19 protein-coding genes and 2 other annotated features are annotated in these 23,797 nt (G+C 35.2%); of the genes, 14 read left to right on the top strand and 5 right to left on the bottom strand.

Annotated elements, in window-relative coordinates:
* Both KI369_RS15575 and KI369_RS15570 read right to left on the bottom strand, forming a co-directional pair.
* The coding region (locus tag KI369_RS15575; RefSeq protein WP_212956557.1) for a WXG100 family type VII secretion target at positions 1-133 on the bottom strand (133 nt) is incomplete at its 3' end.
* Between the two features lie 295 nt (positions 134-428).
* The gene (locus KI369_RS15570; RefSeq protein WP_212956556.1) at positions 429-1,190 is read right to left on the bottom strand and encodes a hypothetical protein; all 762 of its coding nucleotides are present in this window, start codon (positions 1,188-1,190) and stop codon (positions 429-431) included.
* Between the two features lie 109 nt (positions 1,191-1,299).
* On the opposite strand from KI369_RS15570, the gene KI369_RS15565 reads away from it, so the two are divergent.
* The 13 genes from KI369_RS15565 (at position 1,300) to ileS (ending at position 19,615) form a co-directional block, all read left to right on the top strand.
* Positions 1,300-1,947 carry an HD domain-containing protein gene (locus tag KI369_RS15565; RefSeq protein WP_212956555.1) on the top strand — a complete coding sequence of 216 codons (648 nt, stop codon included), beginning with the start codon at positions 1,300-1,302 and terminating at the stop codon, positions 1,945-1,947.
* A complete protein-coding gene (locus KI369_RS15560) occupies positions 1,944-3,839 on the top strand; it encodes an ABC-F family ATP-binding cassette domain-containing protein (protein WP_212956554.1) in 1,896 nt (631 codons plus the stop codon). The genes KI369_RS15565 and KI369_RS15560 overlap by 4 nt, the downstream gene beginning before the upstream one ends.
* Before the next feature lie 75 nt (positions 3,840-3,914).
* Positions 3,915-4,646, top strand: coding sequence for a Bax inhibitor-1/YccA family protein (locus KI369_RS15555; protein WP_001260655.1), 732 nt, complete (start codon positions 3,915-3,917; stop codon positions 4,644-4,646).
* A 105-nt stretch (positions 4,647-4,751) separates the two neighbouring features.
* Positions 4,752-5,006 carry a DUF4318 domain-containing protein gene (locus KI369_RS15550; protein WP_000975140.1) on the top strand — a complete coding sequence of 85 codons (255 nt, stop codon included), beginning with the start codon at positions 4,752-4,754 and terminating at the stop codon, positions 5,004-5,006.
* A 161-nt stretch (positions 5,007-5,167) separates the two neighbouring features.
* Positions 5,168-5,506, top strand: coding sequence for a single-stranded DNA-binding protein (locus KI369_RS15545; protein ID WP_212956553.1), 339 nt, complete (start codon positions 5,168-5,170; stop codon positions 5,504-5,506).
* Positions 5,507-5,635: 129 nt separating this feature from the next.
* The gene (locus KI369_RS15540) at positions 5,636-6,763 is read left to right on the top strand and encodes a conserved virulence factor C family protein (RefSeq protein WP_212956552.1); all 1,128 of its coding nucleotides are present in this window, start codon (positions 5,636-5,638) and stop codon (positions 6,761-6,763) included.
* Between the two features lie 3 nt (positions 6,764-6,766).
* Complete coding sequence (locus tag KI369_RS15535) at positions 6,767-7,150, top strand: thiol-disulfide oxidoreductase DCC family protein (protein ID WP_212956551.1); 384 nt, start codon at positions 6,767-6,769, stop codon at positions 7,148-7,150.
* Between the two features lie 83 nt (positions 7,151-7,233).
* Positions 7,234-7,668, top strand: coding sequence for a BrxA/BrxB family bacilliredoxin (locus KI369_RS15530; RefSeq protein WP_000063712.1), 435 nt, complete (start codon positions 7,234-7,236; stop codon positions 7,666-7,668).
* Positions 7,669-7,717: 49 nt separating this feature from the next.
* Positions 7,718-8,494: a class I SAM-dependent methyltransferase gene (locus KI369_RS15525; RefSeq protein ID WP_212956550.1), complete on the top strand. Its 777-nt coding sequence runs from the start codon at positions 7,718-7,720 to the stop codon at positions 8,492-8,494.
* A 40-nt stretch (positions 8,495-8,534) separates the two neighbouring features.
* Positions 8,535-8,749 (top strand) — a binding site (T-box leader).
* A 46-nt stretch (positions 8,750-8,795) separates the two neighbouring features.
* On the top strand, positions 8,796-10,484 hold the full coding sequence (argS, locus tag KI369_RS15520; RefSeq protein ID WP_212956549.1) for an arginine--tRNA ligase: 1,689 nt from the start codon (positions 8,796-8,798) through the stop codon (positions 10,482-10,484).
* Positions 10,485-10,660: 176 nt separating this feature from the next.
* Positions 10,661-11,539, top strand: coding sequence for a class I SAM-dependent methyltransferase (locus KI369_RS15515; protein ID WP_212956548.1), 879 nt, complete (start codon positions 10,661-10,663; stop codon positions 11,537-11,539).
* Positions 11,540-11,918: 379 nt separating this feature from the next.
* Positions 11,919-16,121 carry a bacteriocin-processing peptidase family protein gene (locus KI369_RS15510; RefSeq protein WP_212956547.1) on the top strand — a complete coding sequence of 1,401 codons (4,203 nt, stop codon included), beginning with the start codon at positions 11,919-11,921 and terminating at the stop codon, positions 16,119-16,121.
* A gap of 98 nt (positions 16,122-16,219) precedes the next feature.
* Positions 16,220-16,459: a binding site (T-box leader), on the top strand.
* A 54-nt stretch (positions 16,460-16,513) separates the two neighbouring features.
* Positions 16,514-19,615: an isoleucine--tRNA ligase gene (gene ileS / locus KI369_RS15505; RefSeq protein ID WP_212956546.1), complete on the top strand. Its 3,102-nt coding sequence runs from the start codon at positions 16,514-16,516 to the stop codon at positions 19,613-19,615.
* 51 nt (positions 19,616-19,666) lie between these two features.
* Here the strand turns inward: ileS and KI369_RS15500 are convergent, their stop codons facing one another.
* Both KI369_RS15500 and KI369_RS15495 read right to left on the bottom strand, forming a co-directional pair.
* The gene (locus KI369_RS15500) at positions 19,667-20,752 is read right to left on the bottom strand and encodes a DUF418 domain-containing protein (protein WP_212956545.1); all 1,086 of its coding nucleotides are present in this window, start codon (positions 20,750-20,752) and stop codon (positions 19,667-19,669) included.
* A 1-nt stretch (position 20,753) separates the two neighbouring features.
* Positions 20,754-21,338 (bottom strand): TetR/AcrR family transcriptional regulator, encoded by a 585-nt coding sequence (locus tag KI369_RS15495; RefSeq protein WP_212956544.1) that lies wholly within the window; start codon positions 21,336-21,338, stop codon positions 20,754-20,756.
* Between the two features lie 329 nt (positions 21,339-21,667).
* Here KI369_RS15495 and KI369_RS15490 point away from each other — a divergent pair, with 329 nt between their 5' ends.
* Positions 21,668-23,179, top strand: coding sequence for a M36 family metallopeptidase (locus tag KI369_RS15490; protein WP_212956543.1), 1,512 nt, complete (start codon positions 21,668-21,670; stop codon positions 23,177-23,179).
* Positions 23,180-23,282: 103 nt separating this feature from the next.
* Here the strand turns inward: KI369_RS15490 and KI369_RS15485 are convergent, their stop codons facing one another.
* Positions 23,283-23,765, bottom strand: coding sequence for a YozF family protein (locus KI369_RS15485; RefSeq protein WP_212956542.1), 483 nt, complete (start codon positions 23,763-23,765; stop codon positions 23,283-23,285).
* Positions 23,766-23,797: the final 32 nt, after the last annotated feature.

The raw sequence follows: 23,797 nt of genomic DNA, 5'->3' as shown, positions 1-23,797 counted from the left end.
CAATCCATTGAAAACACAATTGATCTATTTCATTACATAAATTATTATGTATAGATTCTAATGCGATTCGGGTGTTACTTGCACGATTTGCAACTTCTTCTAGCATTTCAGGTGTTACTTTGATTTGAACCATTTTTCTCCTCCCATTCCCATTTAAAATTATGAAATAAAAAGAAAAAATGTAAATATATAAAATTCAGATTATATTAAGGGGCATCTGTATAAAATAAAAATTGGTCTAATACAGTTTAATTAAAAGGCTATTATTTGCTCACATTTTGCTCACAAATAATATAAAAACACGTGAAAAAATATGAAATTCCCTTTTGGAATAGAATATAATATAACAAATAAAAAGTGTCACAAATGCTTGTATAACAGGCACTTGTGACACTTTTATAGTTTTATTTAATAAAAAATAAACAACCCTAAAACTGCTCATTCTTCTCCCAAGATTCTACAATATAATGCGCAATTGTCGGATTAAATCCTTTCCCAACTAAAAACATAATCGCAGCAACTTCTGTTAGAGCGTGTTTGTGTGATGTATGTTTCGCTTCATTTAAACCATAATCTACCCAAGGTTTTACGAAATCTAGTACAGGTTTCTTTAAAGGTAAGAACTGTGTACCGACAACTTGTTGAATCTGTTGTTGCGTTGGTTCTGTAATTGGTCCAGGTGGTAAGATTTGAGGCTGTGTAATATCCAGTGTTGGTCCAGGCGGTAAAATTTGTGGTTGTGTAATATCTAATGTTGGCGGTTTAGGTGGTGAGACACGTGCGTCGTAGTTTGGTTGATACATTTGTTGTTGATATTGAGTTTGTTGTGGCTGAGTTGGGTATGGGTTTTGTTGAAATTGTTGTTCTTGAGTTTGTGGTGTTACATATGGATTTTGTGGATATTGAAGTTCCTGATTTTGCGGTGCTGCATATGGATTTTGAGGATATTCATAATTTGGACGTGTGTCGTATGAGTTTTGTTGAAATTGTTGTTCTTGAGTTTGCGGCGCTGTATATGGATTTTGTGGATATTGAAGTTCCTGATTTTGCGGTGTTGCGTATGGATTTTGTTCATATTGTTGTTCTTGCTGTTGTAACTCTTGTTCTTCGTATTGTTCTGTGTATCTTTGTTCTTGTTGTTGAGGGTAAAATGGTTGCCTTGGATAAGGCGGTTGATTATTATAGAACATATTTATTCCTCCTTCATGATGATGCTTACCACTCAGTGTATGGGCGGACAAGAAAATATGTGATGAAAAAATGTGGGCGTGTTACAATAAGTAACTGGGTGAAGATAAAATGACAAAACAAGAAAAGATTCAAAAAACAATTACTTTTGTAAAACATATTTTAGAAAAAGATGCGAGTGGGCATGATTGGTATCATATTGAACGCGTACATAAACTGGCGATTTCTTTATCCGAGCAAGAAGGGGGAAATCGTTTTATAATTGAAATGGCAGCATTACTTCACGATGTGGCAGATGAGAAGTTAAATGAAAGTGAAGAAGAAGGAATGAAAAAAGTTTCTGATTGGTTAGAAGAGTTACATGTAGAAGAAGAGGAAAGTAAACATGTTCTTCATATTATCGCCAATATGTCTTATAAAGGTGGTCATGGCGGTAAAGTGGATTCACTTGAAGGGAAGCTTGTTCAAGATGCGGATCGTTTAGACGCCCTTGGAGCAATTGGAATAGCTCGCACATTTGCGTATGGTGGAGCGAAAGGGAGATTAATGTATGATCCAACTATTCCTCCGCGTGAAGTGATGACGAAAGATGAATATAGAAAAAATAACGATCCATCTTTAAATCATTTTTATGAAAAACTTTTGAAATTAAAAGATTTAATGAATACGAATGCAGCAAAACAAGAGGCTGAAATTCGTCATCGTTATATGGAACAGTTTATTGAACAATTTATGAAAGAGTGGAATGCACAAATATGAAAATGTTAACTGTGGAGAACTTATCAAAATCATATGGAGAAAAGCCGTTATTTAATGGATTATCATGTAGTATTACAGAAGGACAACGTGTTGGAATTATCGGTGTAAACGGAACGGGTAAATCGACATTATTAAAAATAATTGCAGGATTAGAAACCCCTGATACAGGTGATATGACGCATTCACGTGGGTATACAATTAGTTATTTATCACAGCAACCAGAGTTTGATGAAAAACTAACAGTATTAGAGCAAGTGTTCCATGGTGATACACCTTTAATTCGTCTTCTTCGTGATTATGAAAAAGCACTATTACATATCGAAAAAGATCCAAGTAATGAAAAAGTACAGGAACAATTATTTGCAGTGCAGCAACGTATGGATGCAATGAGTGCATGGGAAGCAAATGCGAATGCAAAATCGTTATTAACGAAATTAGGAATTACTGATTTCACAGCAACTGTTGGAAACCTATCTGGTGGACAAAAAAAGCGTATTGCAATGGCGCAATGTTTTATTGAAACACCTGATTTATTAATTTTGGATGAGCCTACGAACCATCTTGACCATGAGACAGTTGAATGGTTGGAAGAATATTTAGCAAGATATAATGGTGCCGTATTACTTGTAACCCATGATCGTTATTTCTTAGATCGTGTGACGAATCGTATTTTTGAATTAGACAATGGTAAACTATACAGTTACGAAGGAAACTATAGTACATTTTTAGAAGCGAAAGCACTTCGTGAAGAACAAGAAATTGCGCAAGAATCAAAACGTCAAAACTTATACCGCCGCGAACTAGCATGGATTCGACGTGGTGCAAAAGCTCGTTCGACAAAGCAAAAAGCACGTATTCAACGATTTGATGAGTTAAAAGGTCAAGAAGGACCAGCTGCAAAGCAGTCAGTTGATATTGCGCTTAGCGGGAGTCGCCTTGGCAAAAAAGTACTTGAGTTAAAAGATGTAACGAAAAAATTCGGTGATAAAACGGTATTACACAACTTTAATCATATAGTGAAGCCGGGCGATCGTATCGGGATTATCGGAGCGAATGGAAGCGGGAAATCTTCTCTTTTAAATATGCTTGCAGGTAAGCTATCTCCTGATAGTGGTGAAGTTGAAGTAGGACAAACTGTAAAAGTCGCTTATTATACGCAAGAAAATGAAGAGATGAATTTAAATCAGCGTATGATTGAATACATTAAAGAGATTGCAGAAGTTATTCATACGACAGATGGAAAAGTAATTGGTGCATCTCAAATGCTAGAACGTTTCTTATTCCCGACGCATTCACATGGTACACCACTTGGTAAACTATCTGGTGGTGAAAGAAGACGTTTATTTTTATTACGTATTTTAATGGGAGAACCAAACGTACTATTACTTGATGAACCTACGAATGATCTAGATACACAAACATTAACAGTACTGGAAGATTATTTAGAAGATTTCCCAGGTGTCGTTTTAACTGTATCGCATGACCGTTACTTCTTAGATAAAGTAGTAGATGAATTGTTCATCTTTAGTGGTGGAGGCGAAGTGCGTGAATTCCTAGGTAGTTATACGGACTTTTTAGAAATGGAAAAGACGAAAGAACTTATTGAGAAGGCGGAAGTTCAAAAAGAGAAAAAAGTGGTAGAAGAAGCTCCGAAACAACAACGTAAACGTAAACTTTCATACAATGAGCAGCGTGAATGGGAAACAATTGAAGATACAATTGCCGAACTAGAAGAGAAAATTGAGTCAATTGGAGAAGAACTTGCGAAAGTTGGATCTGACTTCACAAAGGCACAAGAATTATCTGAAGCACAGCAGAAAACAGAAGAAGAGCTAGAAAAAACGATGGAAAGATGGAGTGAACTATCAGACATCGTTGAAGGATTAAAATAAAAACAAGCTGCATATATTGAAAAGTAAAGAGAAAAACTTTACACTATTGGTAGAACCTATTTTAGGAGGGAAAAAATGAGAACATCTAATCCAATGTTGAAAAAAGAGGCATTCCGTAAAGAGGGAGCAAGCGCTTCTGCGATGACGATTGGCGGAACAGTAGGCAAAACGTTTATTATGCTTATCTTGCTACTTGCAACGTCTGTCTATTCATACATACAGATGATGCAGGGGACGATGAAGATGCCAGTATTAATTGGTGCTTTAATCGTTGCGGCAATCATCGCATTTGCGTCTATGTTCTTCCCGCGTATTTCACCTTTTGGTGCACCAATCTATGCAGCGGTAGAAGGGGTTGTGTTAGGAAGTATTTCAGCAGTTTATACAATGAAATTTGGCGATTCTATCGTTTTAAATGCTGTATTACTAACAATCTCAATTCTATTTGCAATGTTAGTGTTATATGCAACACGCGTAGTAAAAGTAACGGATAAATTCCGTACAGGCGTGATGGCAGCAACACTTGGAATTATGGTTATGTATTTAGTCGTATTTCTACTAAATATGTTTGGTGTAACTGTTCCATACATTCACCAAGGTGGTACAATCGGTATTATTATTAGTGCAGTTGTTATTGTAGTTGCTGCATTAAACTTATTACTAGATTTCGATTTAATCGAAAATGGTGTACGTAGTCAAGCTCCGAAATATATGGAGTGGTATACTGCGATGGGACTAATGCTTACATTAGTATGGTTATACTTAGAAATTCTTCGTTTCGTTTCGTACTTTACGAAAAATGACTAATAAAAAAATCCTGCATGAAAAATGCAGGATTTTTTTATTTTCAAAGATATATTGAATGTATGGTATAATATGGATGATAGCAATTTGAAGTGAAGGAGATGGAATATGATGAAAGAGAAGAAGGGGATTATGAAAAAACTATTTTCTAAAAGTTTTTTCATAGAACTAGATGAAGCTTTAACGTATCCATCATCAAAAGTTATTACTTCAGCGATTGAAGGATATGCAACTGAATGCAATGAAAGACTAAAATTTGAGAGTAAAGTTAAACCGATTACTTTTTACTTAGAAAATGTAATGTACCGTGCTGAAATAAAGATGGCTCGCGGAGGATATTACATATCTTGTACTGAAGTGTAATAAATTTTGAAACCATACATGTTTGAACTATGTATGGTTTCTTTTTTTGTTTTGTAAGGTCTAAAATAATACTTTTTACTTACGGATATATCATTTTGTGCTTTTTACTATTCAAATACTTCTCCTTACAATGAAGAAAAATATGTGAGGTGGTATAACTTATGATGAATCGAGTTGTATTAATTGGTAGATTGACAAAGGAGCCAGAATTATACTACACAAAACAAGGCGTTGCTTATGCAAGAATATGTATTGCGGTGAATAGAGGATTTCGAAATAGTTTAGGTGAACAACAAGTCGATTTTATTAATTGTGTCGTTTGGCGAAAATCGGCTGAGAATGTAACTGAATATTGTAAGAAGGGATCACTTGTTGGGATTACAGGGCGTATTCAGACGAGTAATTACGATGATGAACAAGGCAAGAGAATATATAGAACTGAAGTTGTGATTGAGAGTATTACCTTTTTGGAGAGAAGGCGGGAGGGGGCATCACAATAAGAAAGGACTTGAGGAAATTAAAGTATGATGGTGGAAAGAAATCAGCAAAATAAAGCATCCGAGTAGGAGTATAGAGTGATAACATGTTACAATACAGCTAAGAACACGCAATAAAGGAGAGTTTTTTACGTGAAGATTAAAGCAATTGAACCGACGCCAAGTCCAAATACAATGAAAGTTATTTTGAATGAAGTATTACCATCAGGAGCGCGTAATAATTATACAAATGAAAATAAAGAACAAGCACCAATGCAAGTGCAAGAAATTTTGAAAATTGAAGGCATTAAAGGTGTATATCATGTAGCCGACTTTTTAGCAGTGGAGCGAAATGCGAAGTTTGACTGGAAAGTTTTATTACAACAAGTTCGTGCTGTTTTCGGCGAAGAGGTAGTAGAAGAAAGTGAAGAACAACAACTTGCTCATTTTGGGGAAGTGAAAGTGTTTGTTCAAATGTTCTTTACAATTCCAATGCAAGTAAAGTTAACAGATGGAACATCGGAAGAACGTGTTGGTTTACCTGACCGTTTTAAAGAATCAATTATGAAAGTTCAAATGTCTGCACCAAACGTTGTAAAAGAACGTAAATGGGTGGAACAAAGTACACGTTACGGTAATTTTGAAGAAATCGGGAAAGAAGTAGTAGAAGAGATTGTTGCTGCGTATTCAGAAGAACGTGTAAATGAAACGGTTAAAGAATTATTAAATCAGGCAGGTGCTGTTGAAGTAACGATTCAAAAGCGTGAGCCATATAAAGTAACAGAAGAGATGATGAAAGATGCTGACTGGAAAAATCGCTTTGCAGCATTAGAGCAAATGGATCCTACGGAAGAAGATATTTCAGTGCTGAAGATGGCGTTAGATGATGAAAAAGTTTCAATCCGCCGTTTAGCAACAGCGTATTTAGGTATGGTAAAAGGTGATGATGTATTGCCGTTATTATATAAAGCGTTATTAGATCGTTCAGTAAGTGTTCGCCGTACAGCTGGCGATTGCTTATCAGACGTAGGTGATCCTGCAGCGATGTTCGTTATGATTAAATCTCTGAAAGATTCAAGTAAATTAGTACGCTGGCGTGCAGCTATGTTCTTATTTGAACTTGGAGATGAAAGTGCAATTCCAGCATTAAAAGCAGCGCAAGATGATCCAGAGTTTGAAGTAGCGATGCAAGCACGTCTAGCATTAGAGCGTATTGAAGGCGGAGAAGAAGCAAAAGGTTCTGTATGGAAACAAATGACGGAGTCTCGTAAAGGGGAATAATGTATGATTGTTTTCTATGATAGTTGGTGTCCAATGTGTACAGCGGTTGCAGAACGTACGAAAAAATTAGATAAAAAGTGTAAGATGAAATTTGTTTCATTTCGAGATGAAGATGTAGTTGAGAAGTATGAACTTTCTCAAGAACTACAAAGCAAGATGGAACAAAGATTGTATATTTTAAAAAATAATAAGTGGTATGACGGAATTCATAGCATACATGTATTAGCAAAGGCTGTTCCATCTTATTGGTTTGCCGTGCCTTTTATAAAGTTATCTATCGTACTTGGATTTGGAAGTAAAGTATACGATTATATCGCTAACAATAGAAAACTTGTCCCAGTTGGACATTGCCGCGGTGGGGTTTGTGAAATCCCTACAAAAAAATGAAATCATCGTAATCTTTCTTTTGCACCTAGTAATAGAGCGTGATATGATGAATTTGGAATGAAAGTTGAAGGAGAGATTACAAGATGTCAAATGCTTATGAAGAATACATGCGCCAAATGGTAATCCCAATGCGTCAAGAATTAGTGCGTTCTGGGTTTGAAGAGTTAACTACAGAAGAAGCTGTAACAGAATTTATGGAAAACACGACAGGTACTACTTTAGTAGTTGTAAACTCAGTTTGTGGTTGTGCAGCTGGGTTAGCACGCCCATCAGCAGGTCAAGCGGTTGTTCGTGCTGAAAAACAACCTGATCATCTTGTAACTGTATTCGCAGGTCAAGATAAAGATGCTACTGCAAAAATGCGTGAATACTTCGGAGAAATTCCTCCATCTTCACCATCTATGGCATTATTAAAAGGAAAAGAAGTTGTTCACTTCATTCACCGTCATGAAATTGAAGGTGCAACTATGGATGAAATTATTACGAACTTAGAGCAAGCTTTCGAAAAGAATTGCTAAAGAAGGGGGAGAGTAAATCTCCCTCTTTTCTTTATATAGAGGTGAAACAATGATCGTAACAACAGCGGGAAGAACAAATAAAGAAATGACAGATTATGCAAACAAGGTAGCGGCAGAATTAAATGGTTCATTCGTTAAACGTAGCGACATACCAGTACATAAACTGCATGAGCAATATGGACAAGATGTACTTGTTGTAGGAAAAAATCGATTAGCTATTTATCCGAAAGGTACGGAAGAATCATTTTTCTTTCATCCGAACTCAGCGATGTTTCGTGTGAAAAGGTTAATGCGCGGAGAACACGATCCGTTTGTACAAGCTGCTAAATTAGAGAGCGGAATGACAGTGTTAGATTGTACACTCGGTATGGCATCAGATAGTATTGTCGCTAGTTATGTTGTTGGTGAAAGTGGAACAGTAACAGGACTTGAAGGCAATGAATATATGGCTTATATCATGAGAAATGGTTTGAAAACATGGTCTTCATCTGTTTCTGAAATCGATGAAGCAATGCAAAGAATCCAAGTAAAGCAAACGGAGCACTTTTCATTTTTAGCGCACTGTGAAGACAATAGTTACGATGTCGTTTACCTTGATCCAATGTTTGAAGAAACTGTCATAGAATCCGATGGAATAAAAGGATTAAAACACTTCGCTTTGTATCATGATATTACTGATGAAACAATTGCGGAGGCAAAACGAGTGGCGAGAAAACGTGTCGTTTTAAAAGATCATTTTCGTAGTTCTAGGTTTGAAAAACACAATTTTCACGTATACAAAAGGAAAAGTGCTAAGTTTCACTTTGGTGTAATTGACCCTTGCTAATTGTGTGAAAAGATGTATAATAAGCAATAATTAATTAAATATACTGTCGGTGATGAAGAGAGTAGTCTTTTTTAGAAGGAAAGCGAGCTAGGGATGGTGTGAGCCTAGTGCGGAAGAAAAAGATGAAGCGCACTTCTGAGATGCTTCTTGAACGAATAGTAGAGTAAGCCGAGGCCCCCTGTCCTCGTTATAAACGGGAAAGTGGTTCGTAATGAACAACAAGGGTGGTACCACGGGTTTAAACTCGTCTCTTTTTAGAGACGAGTTTTTTGTGTTTAAAAAAATAAGGAGGTTATATAGTATGGATTATAAAACGCAGTTTGCGGAAAGTTTATCCGATATTTTTACGAATGAATTAACGCAAAATCAAATTTTAGATTTAATTGAAATACCGAAACAAGATGAATTCGGTGATGCAGCATTTCCATGTTTTTCACTTGCGAAGCAATATAAACAATCACCAGCTATTATCGCAAAAGAAGTTGCGGAGAAATTAAGTGATCCATTTTTTACGAAAGTAGAGGCTGTTGGTCCTTATATAAATGTCTTTTTTAATCGTGAAACGGTAAGTGATAATGTATTAAAAACGGTTTTAGCGGAGAAAGAAGAGTACGGTCAAAATCACTTTGGATGTGAAAAGACTGTAGTTATCGATTATTCCTCTCCTAATATTGCGAAACCTTTTTCAATGGGGCATTTACGTTCTACAATGATTGGAAATTCACTGAAACATATCGCTGAAAAATGTGGCTATGAAGTTGTAGGAATTAATTATATTGGGGATTGGGGAACACAGTTTGGAAAGTTAATTACTGCCTATAAAAAATGGGGAAATGAAGCAGTAGTTAAAGAGGATCCAATACGTGAATTATTTAAGTTATACGTTCAATTTCATGAAGAGGTAAAAGACGACGCAGAACTAGAAGAAGAAGGGCGTGCTTGGTTTAAGAAATTAGAAGAAGGTGATGAAGAAGCTGTTGAGCTTTGGAATTGGTTCCGCCACGAATCCTTAAAAGAATTTTCTCGTATTTATGAACTTCTCGGTGTGGAATTTACTAATTTTCAAGGAGAAGCTTTTTATAATAATTTAATGGAAGACTTTATTGGGATTTTAGAGGAACATGGTTTACTTGAAGAGTCAGAAGGCGCATTAGTCGTTAATTTAGAAGAAGAGGGCATGCCGCCTTGCTTAATTAGAAAATCAGATGGTGCGACGATTTACGCAACGCGTGACTTAACGGCAGCGTTATATCGTCAAAACACATATTCGTTTGATAAAGCGTTATATGTGGTTGGACCGGAACAAAGTCTACACTTCAATCAATTTTTCACGGTATTAAAAAAGCTTGGCTACAATTGGGTTGACGGCATGGAACATGTACCGTTTGGGTTCATTTTAAAAGATGGTAAGAAAATGTCGACACGTAAAGGAAGAGTTATTTTACTTGAAGAAGTACTTGAGGAAGCAATTGACCTTGCAAAACAAAATATTGAAGAGAAAAATCCAAACTTAAAACAAAAAGAAGAAGTAGCAAAGCAAGTCGGTGTTGGCGCAGTTATCTTCCACGATTTAAAAAACGAGCGTATGCATAATATTGAATTCTCATTAGAAAATATGCTGAAATTCGAAGGGGAAACAGGCCCGTACGTACAATACACACATGCACGTGCTTGCTCTATTTTAAGAAAAGAAAGTGTAGAATTTGAAACGTGTACGTTTACCTTAAAAGATGATTATAGTTGGAATATCGTAAAATTACTAAACAAATTCCCAGAAGTAATTGAAGCAGCATGTAACAAAAATGAGCCATCGGTTATTTCGAAATACGTATTAGATGTGGCACAATCGTTTAATAAATATTATGGAAATGTGCGTATATTAGATGAAAACGCCGAAAAAGACAGTAGACTGGCATTAGTGTATGCTGTGACGGTTGTATTAAAAGAGGGATTACGTTTACTTGGAGTGGAAGCTCCTGAGGAGATGTAACATAAAAAGGTGTATGTATCATTACAGATATGTATACCTTTTTATTTTGTATAGGAACGGTGTAAGTAGTATTTTCACATTATCAAAACTATATTTTTGAGGGATGGTTTAAAGTGTAGGAATGTTTTTGTTAAATGGAGAATTGTAATAGGTGTATATAAAAGGAGGCGTTAATCTTGGAAACGTACGATTGGAACAGTAAGCTAACATATTTAAAAAATACAAGAGATTTATATTACAATGACGATTATGTAAGCTTTTTAGTAAATACAGTTTGGAGGATTACTAAGCCAGTACATATCGTTGATTACGGTTGTGGATATGGTTATTTAGGCTTAGTATTAATGCCTTTACTTCCAGAAGGGTCAAAGTATACAGGCATTGATAGTGGAGAAACATTACTAGCTGAAGCAAGAGAGTTGTTTCATTTACTTCCGTATGAGTCAGAATTTCTTGAGGGAGATGCTACAGAAATTAAATTGAAAGATACATACGATATAGCAATCTGTCAGGCCTTCTTATTACATATGAGTTCACCAAAAACGATGCTAGAGAAAATGATACAGTCAATTAAGGATGGTGGTAAAATAATCTGTTTTGAACCACATTGGATTTCAAATATGTCTTCATATGTGTTAGATGGGGAGGAGCAATCGGAAATTATTCAGCTAGGTATTTTGCAAAAATTATTTGAAAGTGATAAGAGGAGAAATGGTAAAAATGGCAATATCGGCATGAAAATACCGATGTATTTAAGTGAATTAGGTGTGAAAAATATTGAGTGTCGAGTGAGCGATAAAGTAAATTTTTTAGACTCTAATATACATCACAAAAATAAAAACGATTTGTATCATTCATTAAAAGAAGAGGGAATTGCGGGCGATCCGGGTGATAAACAGCAATTTATAGAACGTTTAATGGGTAGAGGATTAACATATGATGATGCGCTAGCTCAATATGAAGCTGAACTACGCTTTTTTAAAGCATTTCATTTACATTCCTCTTTAGTATATGCTCCAAATATGAAAATTACATTTGGTGAAATAGTAAGTTAAAGTGTAGCAATACGATGAAAAGTGTCGTTTAATGCCGATGAGTCGATATTCGACATATAATCGCTGATATAAGTTAAGTATCGGTAGATATATTCTGAAAATCGTCGATAAAACAAAAGAATCGCTGATATATTTGAATTATCGCCGATATAATTCCTTGCACAGATTTGATCTGCCAAAAGATAAGAACCTCATGTTACGTTATTCCATATAATCAAACAAAATATGGAGAAAAACAATCATTTTTACTATATTTTGTTATAAATCCGAATAATATTAAATAATACTATCCACTATAGGAGATTTTAGTTGAATACCTACAATATGATGTGTAAAATCTAAGCAAGTAGCAGTATAAATAATTATTCGAGGTGAATACATGCTAGATTTTAAGCAGTTAGATGCTTGTTTGAAAGACAAGAGATTTTTAGATGGATTACAGGAAATAAATAATGAAATTTCATATATAAAAGAAAAGAATACTTTATCTTATTTGAAGAGTTGGCTTGCTAATATTCCTTCACATAAGGAGTTTGACATATTAATCCGTCTTACTGACGAAGGGCTTATGCACCAATACAGTTCATTCCTCATTCGCTACGCCTACAAAAAATTCCCAAATATGAGAACGCTCTCTTTATATTGTGATGAGTTAATTGATGAGCGGAAAATACTTGAAGTAGAACAGTTGTTAAAAGAATCATTAGAAGTGGTAAATCAAGAAGAAATAGAAGTTGATCTTTTAGCGAAAACATATTTTACGTTAGTACGATGTTTGTTGGAAATGAAACGAAATGAAGAAGCCCTAATGTATATGCAAAAGGCAGAGGAGTATAGTGCACGAGCTGTATTTGATAAATGGGGCTACGTCTATATGCATACAGGTGAATGGGAGAAAGCAGAAGAGCAATTTATAGCTGGCATGCAGCATAAAGATTGTGAAGAGCTATCTATCTATTTATTATCACAGTTATATGCGAATCAAGGAGAACAAAAACGTGCATTACAGCTAATTGATGATGCGATTGTAAAGTTCCCGCAAGTACCATATTTTCATTTTGAGAAGGTGAAATATTTATTAGATCTAAGGAAGTATGAAGAGATGTTAGCGGTAATAGATAACATAAACAATCAGCTTCCTTATCATGCGTATAAAACTTACTTTGTACATTTACGTGCAGAAGCGCTTTACAAAATGAATAAACTTGTAGATTTACAACAGTTATTAAAAGAAGAAAAAAGTTTAAAAGAGTCTTTATATCATAATTTAGAAAAAAATCCAGATGGAAAAAAGCTTCATTTACCGATAGTCCCAATTGTACAAAAGGATAATTATTGTGTTCCGACAAGTTTAGAAATGATGTTGCAATTATGGGGAGAAAAACGTACACAGGATGAAATAGCAGAGTTTATTTTTGATATGACAGGCTCGAAGTTTTCAGATACTGTTTCTTATTTAGAAGAATTAGGTTATGAATATCGCTATTTTAAAGGGAATGAGGAAAATTATAAGAGACTACTGGATGAAGGGATACCTGTTTTATTAAGTATAGATATAGAGCATGCTTCACATGTGCAAGTGCTAGCTGGATATGATGATACGTTACAAGCTTTTTATGTTCAAGATCCAAACTTTATAGAACCAGTCATTGTGGAATATAGTAAGTTGCAAGAAAAATATCGTTACACAGGGTGTTTAGCGATTACGTTTGTTCCGAAAGAAAAGAAAGAGCAACTAGCATTTTTAAATGAAGAAGAAAATCATTATTTTAAATCTATTTTTTCTCTTACGGATCATTTAGATGAACATGATAATGAGGGGATTCATAACTTAGTACAATTTTTAAAAGAGACGAGTGATAATCCAAATACGTGGTTATATACGGTTAAGCATTTAGATGTTGAAGTAGATAATGAGTTTATTTTATCTTGTATTGAAAAGTTAATGGAGAATTTTCCGAACTCAGATTTTGTTAAATTGCATGGTGCACAGTGCTTTATACGCCTTCAAGAATTAGAAAAAGCTGGACAAATGCTCGCGAGTGTTGAGAAGAAAAATAATCGTGCCTTATATCATTTAATAAACGGAAGGTATGCTTTTGAGCAGGAAAGTTATATAGAAGCAATTTCAAGCTTTCGTTCCTCGTTACAATTAGACGCGGATCAGCCAATTGCTTGGAGTTTTCTCGCTTTATCATATATGTATATCGATCAATCTGAAAAGGCGTTGCAGTTTTCTCAAGTTGCTTTAGAGCGTAGTCCTGAAAGATTCACGTTAACGAATCACGGTTTAATATTAATCGATTTAGAAAGATATGAAGAAGCGTATGAAATCTTTAATGATCTATTAAGAGAGTATAAAAATGAGGCGCATGTATGGTATGAAAGAGCGAGATGTGCGCATCATTTAGGGAAATTACATTTAGCGATAAAAGGGCTTAAAATAGCGATTCATTTAGATAGTAATGCACCTTACATTTATACGAAGCTTGCGGAAATATACGAGTCTGATTTGAAGGATGAGGAAAGCACAAAAGAAATTTTATTAAAAGGTATTGAGAATTGTGACGATAAGGCACCTCTATACGTAAAACTCGGTGACTATCATTTTCAAAATGATAGTCTGAAAGAAGCAGAAGCATTGTATACTCGTGCTTTGGAAGAAAATCATGATGATGTTTATTCTCACTTTGGACTTACGCAAGTTTATATGGCAAGAGAACAATACAAGGAAGCAAAACAATATATACTCGGTATTGAAAAGCAAATTGAAAAGAGCCAAGATTTTCTTATGAATGCGGGAATGGTGTTATGGGATGCAGAGGTTGAACTTGGTGGAAGTGAAGAAGGGTTTAAAGTAGCATTGTCTAAGTTAGAGAGTGGTATAAAGCAGAGCGAATATAATGTAGCAAGTGCGTTAGATGAATATGTGAATCGAATTAAAGGAACAGTATTTGTACAACGAGGTATAGCATTCTTAAGAACGTTACAGAAAGAAAGAAATGAAGTAAGTGAATACGGCTGTTATACAGGTATTTTATATGAATCGATTGGACAGTACGGCCAAGCGATGAAAAGATATAATAAGGCGATAGAACAAAAGGAAACGGCATTACCGTATTACCGAATTGGTGAAACACTTATGCTATTAGGGCAATTGACGGAAGCAAAACAAGCGTATGAAAGATGTTTAGAGCTTGATGGGAATTTCGTAGGTGTACATTTACAGCTTGCGGAAATATACGAAAAAGAAGAAAATCGTTCTAAAGAACAAAGTCATATGGTTCAGGCGATGAAAGAAGAGCCGTTGCATATTAATATGGAATATTTGGCACAGCTTTCAGTAGAAATGAATCTTCAGGAAGAGTTGCTGACTGAACTAGAACAATTAGCAGACGAAGTACCTGAAATCTGGCGATTAGATGCAATTGCATATGTGTATGGAGCGATGGATGAAATAGATAAAGAACAGGCATGGATTGAAGAAGCACTGCAATTAGATGGTGAGCATATAGAGGTTCTATACCATTATGTAAAAGTGTTAGTGAAAAAAAGAAATGCAAAAGCAATTGAAATTGCAATGAAAGTGATACAAAAAGATGCGAATAATGAACGTATATTTGATGTGTATGTAAAAGCGATAGAACAACATAAGAAATTGTCTAACATACGAGATTTTCTTCATACATTAAAGGTGAAGAAGGCAGAGAGAAGTATGGCATTTATGTATGCTGCATCTGCGGTGACGGAAAGATGGATTGAACGTCAACAAAATGAACAGCCGAAGAAATCCATAATTACGAGAGCTTTTTATCGTATGAAAAACCGTGCGCAAGAAATTTCGATTATTACTACAATCATTGATTTATATGAAATTTCGTTAAAGTTAAATCCGAAAAATAGTATAGCAGCACAGCGATTTGCACTATTTTACGAGAATGTGGCAATGTATAAAGAGGCGATAGATGTATTACAAACATCGTTAGAAAATAAATGGGATTACGATGTAGCGAAGCTGCTTGTAAATCTTTTCATAGAGTGTGAGGAAGAAGATATGTTACGGGATGCTTCGGAATTAACGAAGCAAATGGTTCGAGAGTTACCAGATGATTATGATACGCTTCTTCTGAAGGCACAAGTATTCTTTAAAATAGGAGAAGAAAGAAAAGCAGAAAAGATTATCTTACAATTAACGGAGCAAACACCGTTTGTAAGTAGAGCGTTTCTTTCTTTAGGAGAGATGTATCGAAGTCAAGAAAGGTTTGAAGAGGCAATTCATGTCCTAGAAAATGCTTCTATACATCATCCAAATGAAACAGCAATTCTTCTTTCTTTAGCATCTTCGTATCATGGTGCCGGACAAACACTAAAGGCAGAAAAAATAACAAATGATGTATTAACAATGGATGAGAGTGATCTGTTAGCAAGATATAATCGTGCTTGTTATTTAGCGCAGTTAAACAGAAAGGAAGAGGCGAAGGAAGAGCTTGAATTTGTCCTTCGTGAGGATGAGTCGGGATTTTTTGCTGAACTTATCGAGGATGATGAAAATTTAGCAGCATTACGAGAATTTGAAAAGTAATTGTATAAGAATCGCGAAAAAGGGTATAAATAAAAATATATTTTGAATTAGTTGACAATTCATTGCCCAATGGCATAAAATAGCTTTTAATAAAGTATACAAATCTGAAGACGAGAAAGAGTAAAATAGTGTACTGTTCTCCAGAGAGCCGGTATGTTGCTGAAAGCCGGTGTGCAGACGTTATTTGAAAATCATCTCCGAGGAGCCGAGGCTGAAAATAAGTAAGCTCGGACGGGTGTCTACCGTTACAAAGAACACGTATGATCGTACGTTGCTAAGTGCTATTAGTGGAGAGCTAATAGAATTAGGGTGGTATCGCGGGTAAACCCGTCCCTACTTTATAGGGACGGGTTTTTTGTGTGCTTTAAAACATTCAAAAGGAGTGATTGTAGATGAAGAAAGTAGATGTAAAAGAGTCAGCTGTAGGGAGAGAAACACGTATTCGTAAACAGTGGAACGAGCAAAGCATTTTCGAGCAATCAATTCAGAATCGAGAAGGCGCACAGTCTTTCGTGTTTTATGAAGGACCACCAACGGCGAATGGTTTACCACACGTCGGGCATGCACTTGGACGGACAATTAAAGATGTAGTAGCAAGATATAAAACGATGGCTGGTTATAAAGTGTTAAGAAAAGCGGGATGGGATACACACGGTTTACCGGTAGAATTAGGTGTGGAGAAGCAACTCGGTATTTCTGGTAAACATGAAATCGAAGAATATGGAATTGAGCCGTTTATTCAGAAGTGTAAAGAGAGTGTATTCACTTATGAGAAACAGTGGCGTGAATTCACTGAAAGCATCGGTTATTGGGTAGATATGGATAATCCATACGTTACGTTAGAGAATCCATATATCGAAAGTGTATGGCATATTTTAGGGACGATTCATGAAAAAGGGTTATTGTATAAAGGGCATAGAGTTTCACCATACTGCCCAAGTTGTCAAACTTCACTAAGTTCACATGAGGTTGCCCAAGGGTATAAAACAGTAAAAGATTTAAGTGCAACAGTTAAGTTTAAAGTGAAAGATAGTGAAAATGAATATTTCCTAGGTTGGACAACAACACCTTGGACACTTCCAGCAAATGTTGCACTAGCTGTACATCCAAATATGGAATACGTGAAAGCAAAACAAGAAGGTCATGTATACATTGTTGCGAAAGAACGTGTACAAGATGTATTAAAAGAAAACTATGAAGTATTATCTGTTCATAAAGGAGAAGAATTATTAAATACTTCTTATACAGCACCGTTTCCAATGAAAGAAGTTACAAATGGTTACCGCGTTATCGGAGCAGATTTTGTAACGGCAGATAGTGGTACAGGACTCGTTCATATCGCTCCAGCATACGGAGAGGACGATTATAGAGTTGTTCAAAGTGAAGGATTGTCATTCTTACATGTTGTAGATGAAAAAGGTGAGTATACAGAAGCAGTACCATTTTTGAAAGGGAAATTTGTAAAAGATTGTGACGTAGATATCGTTCGTTATTTAGCGAAGGAAGGTTTACTTTATCATAAAGAAAAGTATGAACATAGTTACCCACATTGTTGGCGCTGTGATTCACCACTACTTTATTATGCAGGTGAAAGCTGGTTAATCAGAACGACTGCAATTAAAGATACATTTTTACAAAATAACGATACTGTTACTTGGTATCCAGATCATATGAAACATGGACGATTTGGTAAGTTTTTAGAAAACATGGTGGACTGGAATATTAGCCGAAATAGATATTGGGGAACACCATTAAACGTATGGGAATGTGAAAGTTGTGATCATCAATTCGCACCGAAAAGCATTGCTGATTTAAGAAAGCATAGTACGAAAGAAACACCTGAAGATTTAGAATTGCATAAGCCATATGTTGACGAAGTGCAAGTTAGCTGCGAAAAATGCGGAGGGACAATGAATCGTACACCAGAAGTAATTGATGTTTGGTTTGATAGTGGTTCGATGCCATTTGCGCAATATCATTATCCGTTTGAAAATAAAGAGTTATTTGAAGAACAGTTTCCAGCAGATGTAATTGCAGAAGGAATTGATCAAACACGCGGCTGGTTTTATAGTTTGTTAGCTGTATCAGCACTATATACAGGAAAAGTACCGTATAAACGAGTGTTATCACTGGGGCATGTTCTAGACGAGGAAGGACAGAAAATGTCTAAAAGTAAAGGGAATGCACTAGATCCAGTTGATTTAGTAAATCAGTTTGGTGCAGATGCTTTAAGATGGGCGCTACTCGTTGACAGTGCTCCGTGGAATGCGAAGCGTTTTTCTGAAAGAACAGTACTGGAAGCAAAATCTAAATTTGTAGATACATTAGTCAATGTGTATAGCTTCTACGTTTTATATGCAAATTTAGATGAGTATAATCCAAATGAAACGTATGATGTAAAGCGAACGAAATTGGATGAATGGGTATTATCAAGATTGCATAGCACAACGAAAAAGGTAAGAACAGCACTTGATGATTATCAATTTACGAATGCAGCTCGTGAAATCGCGGCACTTGTAGATGAAGTAAGTAACTGGTATGTAAGAAGATCACGTAATCGCTTCTGGGAATCTGGTATGAATGCTGAAAAAGCAGCTGCGTATGAGACACTTCATGAAGTGCTTGTGACAATTAGTAAGTTAATTGCACCATTTACACCGTTTGTCGCTGAAGATATTCATTTGAATTTAACTGGAAGTAGCGTTCATTTAGAGGATTATCCAGTTGTAAATGAATCACTACTTCAGCCGAAATTAGAAGCGGAAATGGATGCTGTTTTACAAGTTGTAGAACTTGGAAGAAGTAACCGTAATCAGCATTCTTTAAAAGTAAAACAGCCGTTAGCAGAACTTGTATTACTGGCACATAATGAAAATGATATGGATTGGGAATCTTATCGTGATATCGTCATGGATGAGTTAAATGTGAAGGCCTTTCATGTTGAACTTGATGAAACGAAATACACGTCCTATCAATTAAAGCTGAATTTTAAAACAGCTGGGCCAAAGTTTGGTAAAAATGTGAATGCATTAAATGGCTGGCTAAAACAATTATCAAAAGAAGAAGTACAAAAATTTGTATCTTCAGAAAGAGCAGTTTACGAAGCTACACCAGGAGAAGAAGTAGTGATAACAGCTGAAGATGTATTAGTAGAGAAAATTGCGAAATCAGGATTTTCTAATACGACTAACGGACAATATACAGTTATGTTAGATACGAATGTAACGGAAGAATTGTTACAAGAAGGAGTAGCACGTGAATTTATTCGAGCGGTTCAAGAATATCGTAAGCAACTAAATTTACCGGTTAATTTACGAGTCGATGTTATTCTTGATACAGAGGAAGAACTACAGCGAACATTAGCGAATCATAAAGGTTTATTAGAAGAAAATTTACTCGTTAAGCAGTTTACATTTGGTCATTTAACGAATGAAGACGATGAACTATCTTTAGGTGAAACAAAACTTAGAATTAAATTAAGTGCAGCTAATTAAAGGAAAAAGGAAGTTGGAATGATTCCAACTTCCTTTTTGTATGATGGGAATTTATCCGGCTATTTTCCGCATAATCCATTCGATAGGACCTCTAGAAAAATTCTTTCTCCATAACACGCTAATTAAAATGCTGAAAATGAAAAATGAAGTAGAAAATAATAAAACGAAAAGTAGTGTTTGATGTTCCATTCTATTTAAGAGAATCAATGCTCCAATACCGATAAAGACATGACTTACATAATGAGTTAATGTTAATTGTCCGGTTTGTACAATGGAAATGACAAACCAATTATTTTCATATTTTTCAGCGATATAGAGACAAATGATTAATGTAGTAATAGCGGATCCTGTAGCAGATAAAATGTATAATACATTTGGTAAAATGGGTCCTGTATTAAACAAAAATGTAGCTGCTTCTTTCCCGATGTATGGAATAAAGAAGTGTGTAAGTCCTTTTGATAAAAGTTCTGTCAGTATTGTAATTGTAACACCAAATAAGAGTAATCTTTCTTTAATTCCCTTATTATGAAGATCTAACCTGCCAATTATCATACCGATTAAGAAGAACGAGAACCAAGGGAAAATAGGGTGATAGCCATTAAAGAATAAATTGCGAAGAAAACCTTTTATTGTCCAGAAATCTATATAGTTTATAAAGGGAGTAGGACCTCCCCAACCTTCGAAGGTATTGAATGTAAGCTGCAGATATTGTGCGATGATTAAAATAATGATAGAAAGTAAGAGTAATAATTTTTTACGTAAAGTAATGAGGAATGCAGCAAGGAAAAGATAAATACCGTAGTAATGTAATATATCTCCAGTCCACTCAAGTACATATAGTAGTAATCCTAAAATAAATAAAAATAATGATCGTTTCCATATGATCTTTCGGCTATTAGAAATTTTTATTTGTTCATTGCTAGCAACAGCTGATCTAGTCATTAAAGTTATACCAATGCCTGCAAGTATAACAAACAAGGCAGAAGCTCTGCCTTCAAAAAGTGACATAAAGGTTCTCAACAGTGGAGGACCATTGCCTTCCGCGCCTGTTATTACCATGAAATTAACAAGTAACATCCCGAACATCGCCCAAGCTCTAGCAAAATCTAAGCCGATAATGCGCTTTTGTGTATTCACTTCAATCCCTTCTTTCAAAAATGCTATTTACAGCTTCAATCCAAATTTGTTTATAATCTATATTTGCATCAATCATCATAAAATTCCCGAGATTATCAAGCACTAAAGCTAACATATGAGCTTTTGAAACTAGATTTTCATTTTCAATTAATTGAAGTTCATTTGCTTTTGTAAGGAGTGATTCAAATCCTTGTAAATATTCTGTTTGCACAGTTAGTAATCGATCTTTGTACATATCGTTTCTTGAAGATAGTAATACATACTCTTGCAACACACGATTAAAATAAGGATCGTTTCGCTGTTCATCAATTATTTTAAAGCCAGTTGCAATACATTTTTCAATAAAATTTGTTTTCGTAAACTCTTCTGTATGAAAATACAAAGAGAACTGCATAGCTTTACATAATTCAGTAAACATACATTCAATTAAGGCATCTTTAGACTTAAAGTAGTAATATATAGATGGTTTTGCGATACCAACCTCCTCAGCAATCATCATATAAGTTGTTTTAGCAATACCATACTTAGCAAAAAGGCGATAACTTGCTTCCATTATTGAAGAGAGTGTTTCTTCACTTTTACTCATAATTGATCCTCCTAAAAATGTTATTTAAATCGTATCACTCATAATTGATTTTTTCAACCTATCGTTAGGTAAAAAATAACCTGTTTTTTTACACAGTAATTTGAAAAGTTTTAAGGGGAAGGAATGGATTTAGAAATTTATTTCTAAAGTATTGTTTTTACTTTACACATAAATATTGAGAAACTTTCACTCACCCTAAATGGAAAGGTAATAGAATTGTTTATAGAGAATTAAACGTAGATTCAATTTTTATCCATCCATTTTGTAAAGAATGATTGCCTAGTGGGAATGGGGAAAGGTTGAGCTACTTTATTAGGGGGAGTGGTTCTATGTTTAATAAAAAAATGGTGGCAATGGCGATGACTGTGCCATTAGTAATGGGGACGCTTTCTACTGTTTCTGCAGTAGAGACAAAGAAACAAGTAAAGATGGAAGCTTATTCGCCACAGAAAAAAGCAACTGAATATTTAAAAGAAAATGCTGCGCAGTATGGATTAAAAGCAGACCTTTCAGACTTGCAATATATTTCTACAACAGAAACGTCAGTAGCTTCATATGTTAGATTCCAACAAGTTGTGAATGGTGCACCTGTATTTTCAAAACAGATTACAGTTACTCTTAACGGAGAGGGAAAAGGAGTACTTGCTGTTTCTGATTATCAATCCGTTAAAGGTGTGAAGGAAGTAACGACAAAAATTAGTGAAAAAGATGCAATACAAAAATCAATGGCATATGTTGGAGAAGCAAGTGAGCAAAACTTATGGGCTCCTACAGAGAAAGAATTCGGATATATTGTGGAAGAAGGAATTGCTCGTCCAGTATATAAAGTTGTAGTCCATTCTAATAACCCGTTTGGTGCATGGGAAACATTTATTGATGCAGAAAATGGAAAGTTAATTAAAAAAGTTGATATAAACCGTAAAGTAGAAGGATCAGGAAAAGTATTCTTACCTAACCCAATCGTATCTAGCGGTAGTAAAGTAGGTTTAAAAGATAATAACGATGCAGATTCAACAGCGTTAACGAATCAATTGAAGACTGTTACGTTAAAAGGGTTAGATGGGACAGGATTTTTAATTGGAGAGTATGTAACGATTTCTTCAAAAGCAAAAACAAAATCTGCAAATTTACAATTTAACTATACACGCGCAAATGATAGCTTTGAAGATGTTATGTCGTATTATCATATCGATACATTACAGCGTTACATTCAAGGGTTAGGTTTTAAAAATATTAATAATCGCTCTATTAAAGTGAATGTGAATGGAACGACGGCTGATAATTCATTTTATTCTCCGACAACGAAAGCTTTAACTTTCGGTACTGGCGGAGTAGATGATGCAGAAGATGCTGGTATTATCGCACATGAATACGGGCATTCGATTCAAGATAACCAAGTTCCTGGCTTTGGTAGTTCAGCAGAAGGCGGAGCGATGGGAGAAGGATTTGGTGACTTCTTAGGTGCTACGTATGAAGATGCTGTATCGACTACAGGGTACGGAAAAGCATGTGTTGGAGAGTGGGATGCGGCGGCTTATTCTAGTTCAGATCCAACATGCCTGCGCCGGTTGGATACGAATAAAGTGTATCCGAAAGATTTAAAAAATCAAGTACATGCTGATGGGGAAATTTGGTCACAAGGACAGTATGAGATGGCACAAGCTTTTGGCCGTGATGTAGCAACAAAAATTATTTTACAATCACATTGGTCATTAACACCAAACTCTAAATTTAGCGATGGAGCAAAAGCAATTAAGCAAGCAGATGCTCTTTTATACGGCGGACAACACGCTGCTGATATTGATCGTATTTGGGCAGCGAGAGGAATTAGTACGAATTAATATAAAAAGTCGTGGCATTGATAAGCCACGACTTTTTAATTTGCTTTAGAACTGGTACTAGTAAAGTAAGCTATATGAATGTTAGTGTGAATTTATTCGCATTTCATTTATTTTTTTTGTCTTTAAAAACAAAATGCTCTTTAAATTTTCTAGACTCCACTTTTTGACCATTTCTCATAGAGCGGAAAGGGTGTTCTTGCCATGTAATAATTACATCAACCTCATCTGCTTTTGTAGCAACTGGAAAATTAGCATGTTCAAATCCAGTTTTTCCACTTGCTAAGCGACTTTCCTTTCGTGAGAAAAGTTCATATTTCGTATTCGTTTTTGGCTCGTTGCGGAATACTTCGACTTGTACGTTATATACTTCACTGTTTCCGACATTTTTTACTGAAAATTGATATGTTTGAAATTCATCTTTTTTAGTTTGAAGCATCTTTTTGCTTATTTTTTTTGGTTCATCAATATTCACTTGCCATTGATCAGAGTTTTGGGAGATTGGTAAAGATTTTGGTGAATAGGCGTACGTTTCATTTACTACGATTAGGCATAACAAAAGGAGAAAGAAACTAATTGCTTTTTTCATATAAACACCTCACTATAAAATTTTTATTAATA

It is taken from the genome of Bacillus sanguinis (assembly GCF_018332475.1).
Lineage (GTDB): Bacteria > Bacillota > Bacilli > Bacillales > Bacillaceae_G > Bacillus_A > Bacillus_A sanguinis.
The sequence above is the reverse complement of the archived record's forward strand: the minus strand, read 5'-3'. Positions and strand labels throughout refer to the sequence as shown.